This is a genomic window from Alkalihalobacillus sp. BA299, assembly GCF_017745675.1.
In the GTDB taxonomy this organism is placed as follows: domain Bacteria; phylum Bacillota; class Bacilli; order Bacillales; family Bacillaceae_F; genus Alkalihalobacterium.
In genome coordinates this window covers 1-3,711 of record NZ_JAFLJM010000045.1, presented here as the reverse complement: position 1 = coordinate 3,711, position 3,711 = coordinate 1, and the positions used below count along the sequence as shown (strand labels likewise).

The 3,711-nt window shown below is 38.3% G+C and carries 3 protein-coding genes; 2 read left to right on the top strand and 1 reads right to left on the bottom strand.

Annotation, left to right across the window (positions count from 1 at the left end; translation table 11 throughout):
* Positions 1 to 294: 294 nt before the first annotated feature.
* Positions 295 to 1,281, bottom strand: coding sequence for a tryptophan--tRNA ligase (gene trpS, locus J0N78_RS25285; protein WP_209125852.1), 987 nt, complete (start codon positions 1,279 to 1,281; stop codon positions 295 to 297).
* A gap of 203 nt (positions 1,282 to 1,484) precedes the next feature.
* Here trpS and J0N78_RS25280 point away from each other — a divergent pair, with 203 nt between their 5' ends.
* Together J0N78_RS25280 and J0N78_RS25275 are read left to right on the top strand one after the other, a co-directional pair.
* Positions 1,485 to 2,609: an MGDG synthase family glycosyltransferase gene (locus tag J0N78_RS25280; protein ID WP_209125851.1), complete on the top strand. Its 1,125-nt coding sequence runs from the start codon at positions 1,485 to 1,487 to the stop codon at positions 2,607 to 2,609.
* A gap of 75 nt (positions 2,610 to 2,684) precedes the next feature.
* Positions 2,685 to 3,242: a peroxiredoxin family protein gene (locus J0N78_RS25275; RefSeq protein WP_209125850.1), complete on the top strand. Its 558-nt coding sequence runs from the start codon at positions 2,685 to 2,687 to the stop codon at positions 3,240 to 3,242.
* The last annotated feature ends 469 nt before the right edge of the window (positions 3,243 to 3,711 follow it).

Below are 3,711 nucleotides of genomic sequence, written 5' to 3'. Positions count from 1 at the left end.
GCTCCATCGCCCACCGACTAGCGAGACTTCCCTCACCTCCGTACGATAAGTCAACATCGCCTCACTAACGTTCAACGTGTTTCCTTTATCTCCTGCGGTTCAGTCCAGTCCGTACGTCGGTAAACGGGCGCTTGCGCTTTTCTTATTGTCTAGCTCCATCGCCCACCGACTAGCGAGACTTCCCTCACCTCCGTACGATAAGTCAACATCGCCTCACTAACGTTCAACGTGTTTCCTTTATCTCCTGCGGTTCAGTCCAGTCCGTACGTCGGTAAACGGGCGCTTGCGCTTTTCTTATTTCTTTCTCCCTAATCCCATTGCACGTTCTGCTTTTGTAAGCATTTTAGTGGCAACATGATTTGCTTTTTCAGCACCTCTATCTAGGATTTCATCTAATTCAGTTGAATGAATTAACTCTTCATAACGCTCACGAATTGGATTTAATGTTTCTGCGACAATTTGTGCTAAATCTTCTTTAAATTGGCCGTATCCTTTTCCTTCGTAAAGCGCCGTAATTTCGTCATATGATTTACCTGAACATAATGAATAAATAGACATTAAGTTTGCAATCGCAGGTTTATTTTCTTTATCATAGTGGACGGAATTGTCTGAGTCTGTTACCGCACTTTTCATTTTCTTGATAATCGTTTTTTCATCATCAAGCATGGAAATATAGCTTTTTGGATTCGGATTAGACTTACTCATTTTTTTCATTGGATCATTTAAAGACATAATTCTTGCCCCAACTTTAGGAATTTGGACTTCCGGAATCGTGAATATGTCGTTATATTTTTTATTAAAACGTTCAGCTAAATCTCTTGTTAATTCTAAGTGTTGTTTTTGATCCTCACCAACAGGGACGATGTCAGTCTTGTATAGAAGAATGTCTGCAGCCATTAGTGGTGGATAGGTGAGTAAGGCAGATGATACCGCTTCTTTACCTTCAGATTTATCTTTAAACTGCGTCATTCGTTCTAATTCACCTATGTAGGAAACGCATTGCATGAGCCATCCTAATTGTGCGTGTGCAGGTACTTCGGATTGGATGAATAACGTCGACTTTTCATGGTCAATACCAGCAGCTATATAAAGTGCAGCCAAGCTTTTAATGTTTTGTCGTAACTGAGCTTTATCTTGGGGTACAGTAATCGCATGTTGGTCTACGATACAGAAAAAGCAATTATAATCGTCTTGCATATTTACAAAATGTTTCATCGCTCCTAAATAGTTACCTAAAGTTAATGTTCCACTCGGTTGAATACCTGAGAAAACCGTTTTCATTCATCTCTCTTCCTTTCCAAAAAAACGTCTGTATACATCATCTTAACGAATTATGATGAAAGAGTAAATATCATTACACACATTAAGTTATTATCAAGAATTTGTAATAAGGTATGATTTCTGCTCTTTTACGAATAATATTTATAATAAAGTAACATTACAGAAAAGTGATTATTATAGATTAGGGAAAGAGGGAAAACAGGATGAAGGCCAGACCATTAATTTTTTCGGCTTCAATTGGACAAGGTCATCAACAAGCGGCTAAAGCATTATATAACGAGCTTGAGAAGAAGGGGTACTATCCTAAAGTCATTGACACGTTTTATCAACTAAGCCCTTTACTTCATCACTGCATTGTAAAGAGCTATTTAAATTTGCTCAAGTTAGGACCATCTGTATGGAGAAAGATTTATTTTAACTCTGAAAAGCAGCCATATTTCCTCTATATTGATCGATTTAGTACATTATTTACGGAGCGCCTTCATAAACTGATTTCAGAAGAGAATGTCCCATTTATTATCTCTACCCATCCGTTTGTGACGCCCTTTCTTACAACCTTAAAAAAGAAAAAAAATATGAATATCCCTATTTATAATGTAATTACCGATTTTTTATTACACCCAGCCTATTTACGGGAAGGTATTGACCGGTATTTCACAGCCGATCCGACAACATTACATTTTGCAAAAAAGAATAATTATCCTGTAGATCGATTTTGCTTGACGGGAATTCCCGTACCACCTCATCCAGCATTTTCATCTACGAAGGCAAAAAGTCGTGAAAATCTACAATTAGATGAAAATAAGAAAATTGTACTTATTGCAGGTGGGGGGATCGGGCTTGCCAAATACGCAAAAGTAATTCATGCATTAGAACAATGTAAGGAAGAATTAATGATTATTTGTATGACTGGAACGAATGCCAAGGCGACACGAAAAATTGAAAACTATAAAAGTAAGCATACTTTAAAAGTCATTCCTTTTACAGATCGTTTTTTAGACTATTTACGTGCGAGTGATGTCGTCATTTCCAAGTCAGGTGGTCTTACGATGTCAGAAGCGTTAATTTGTGAAACACCCATTATAATTTATAAACCCGTTCCAGGCCATGAAGAACATAATGCCCAATTTTTAGTCGAAAAAGGAGCAGCTGTGAAAGTACAGCACGATGAAGAATTACCTTTAATTATTAAAAGAGTTCTTTTTCAAAAAAAATTAAGTGAAGAAATGCGTCATTCTGCTAGAAAAATCAAACGGCCAACCGCAGCTGAGGAGATTATTGAACAAATTCTTTTAGCGATGGAACAACAAAAACAAGCCGTTAGGTAAATGCTTATTGTTTATGTTAGTAATATAAAAACATTATAGCAGACAGAAACTTGTTCGTACAAAAGAGGTGAAGTGATGCAACATCGGAAAAAAGCAATGTATAGTTGCTTCTTGTTCTTACTCTTGTTTTTTGTTGCCTATTTATATGAAGGATCCAACCATATTTTTAGGCAAGTTGATGAGGCAGTCGCAGCCACCACGAAAGTAGGAGCATTTGAGAATGAACTAGCACCAAACTTCGAATTATTAAATTTAAAAGGCGAAAAAGTATCTCTAGAAGATTTTCGCGGCAAAAAAGTCATTTTAAATTTTTTTGCAACTTGGTGTCCACCTTGTCAAGAAGAGATGCCCTTATTAGTTAACTTATATGAGCAGTTAAAAGAAAAAAACATCATTATGCTCGGTGTTAACATGACAAGTCAAGAAAGAAATGCAAATGAAGTTCGCCCGTTCTTATCCCATTTCAAGGCGAAATATGATGTTGTATTTGATGTGGATGGTAAGGTAATGAAGAACTATCATATTATTGGTATTCCTACAACGTTCATAATTAACGAAAAAGGAATAGTTGAAAAGAGAATTAATGGATTAGTGACACCTAACCATTTACCGCTATTACTTGGAGAAAAGTAAAAATGTCGGTTAAGAATTCACACAATTTCCAACAAAACTTATATAAAGATACATAAAAAAGGAAGTCACAATGTCGCATTGACTTCCTTTTTTGGAAGAGAAGAAAACTTTTCAGATGATGTCTAGCTACAGCGCCCAGCGACTAGTGAGACTTCCCTCACCGCCGTACGATAAGTCAACATCGGATCACTAGCGCGTCTCCGTGTTTCCTTTATCTCCTGCGGCTCAGTCCAGTCCATACGCCCCTAAACGGGCGCTTGCGCTTTTCTTGTCTAGCTGCAGCGCCCAGCGACTAGTGAGACTTCCCTCACCGCCGTACGATAAGTCAACATCGGATCACTAGCGCGTCTCCGTGTTTCCTTTATCTCCTGCGGCTCAGTCCAGTCCATACGTCGCTAAACGGGCGCTTGCGCTTTTCTTGTCTAGCTGCAGCGCCCAGCGTCTAGTGGACTTCGCTCCCCCTCCTTAC